The sequence below is a fragment of the Helicobacter cappadocius genome (assembly GCF_030688855.1).
In the GTDB taxonomy this organism is placed as follows: domain Bacteria; phylum Campylobacterota; class Campylobacteria; order Campylobacterales; family Helicobacteraceae; genus Helicobacter_J; species Helicobacter_J cappadocius.
Window position 1 is genome coordinate 1 of the sequence record NZ_JAUYZK010000024.1, and the last position, 1075, is coordinate 1075.

The 1075-nt window shown below is 29.2% G+C and carries 3 protein-coding genes; all 3 read left to right on the top strand.

Translation table 11 applies throughout. The features are described 5' to 3' along the window. The coding region (locus Q5I06_RS08595; RefSeq protein ID WP_305517790.1) for a type II toxin-antitoxin system YafQ family toxin at positions 1-155 on the top strand (155 nt) is incomplete at its 5' end. A 273-nt stretch (positions 156-428) separates the two neighbouring features. Then, positions 429-566 carry a hypothetical protein gene (locus Q5I06_RS08600; protein ID WP_305517788.1) on the top strand — a complete coding sequence of 46 codons (138 nt, stop codon included), beginning with the start codon at positions 429-431 and terminating at the stop codon, positions 564-566. Positions 567-568: 2 nt separating this feature from the next. Then, positions 569-1075, top strand: a 507-nt coding sequence (locus tag Q5I06_RS08605; RefSeq protein ID WP_305520935.1) for an ArdC-like ssDNA-binding domain-containing protein, incomplete at its 3' end; no start/stop codon positions are given.

Here is a 1075-nt window from a genome sequence, read left to right on the forward strand (position 1 = left end):
TAGAATCCAAATACAAAGACCACAAACTCAAAGGTGAGTATAAAGACTTTAGAGAATGCCACATCAAGCCAGACTTGCTTCTTATTTATAAAATAGACAAAGAGGTTTTAATCTTAGCTTGTATCGCGATTGGTTCTCATAGCGATTTGTTTTAATCTATTAGATATTTATCCCCCCTCTATTATTTATCTTTTTCCCTTATAAAAATATTTTATAAAATCAAAACTTCCAATAAAATTTTGATTTTCTTCATTTACTATTCATTTGCCATATGAAAACACCTATTTTGCGTAAAATTTATTCAAAAATATATATTTTTGGACATAGTAATTTTCAAAACTATATCTTTTTTTAATTTCAAATTTTTTCTATTCTTTTTTCCATCAAGCCAAAAGCTGATAAATCCAAAAAATAATCAAGGAGAAACAATGGAAGAAAGCAACCATTTAACCAAAGAAGAAGCAGTGGAACTTGCTAAATATGGTATTGAAGTGCAAACTCAAAGCCAAGCCATAGAAATAGCATTGCTAGAACAAGAAATAGAAAAAAACAATAAAGGAGAATAACAATGTCCCAAAATACACAAGAACAAAATGTTCAAAACAATGAAGTTAATACAGAGAAGAAAAAATGGGAAGATTACACCTTAGCAGAGAAAAAAGAAAGCTATCTTAGGCTTGTGGTCAAAGAAATCGCAGAGGCTATTAAAAATGACTATGCTCCTTTTACCAAAGAAGCTAAAAATCTTCCAAGAGCATACAATGGGAGTAATGGACTTCCTTATACCAATTTGAACTCTTTAATGCTAGATATTAAGCAAAAACAATATGGGTATGAAGATAATGTATGGATTTCTTTAAATGATGCTAAGTTTTTAAAAGCTACCAAAGAAGAAATTGATAGCATTTTTAATAACAAGAATATTCCAAAAGCTCAAGTTTCCTATATCAAAACTTTTGAAATTGAATTTGTTTATAAACTTGATAAAGATGGCAATAAAATCCCCTTACTTGATGAAAATGGAAACCAAAGAATGAACCAAAATGGCAAACCTCTCTTTGAAATTGCCACAGAA

Coding starts and splice junctions, on each gene's coding strand:
- Q5I06_RS08600 (WP_305517788.1), top strand. CDS start 429: ATGGAAGAAAGCAACCATTTAACCAAAGAAGAAGCAGTGGAACTTGCT.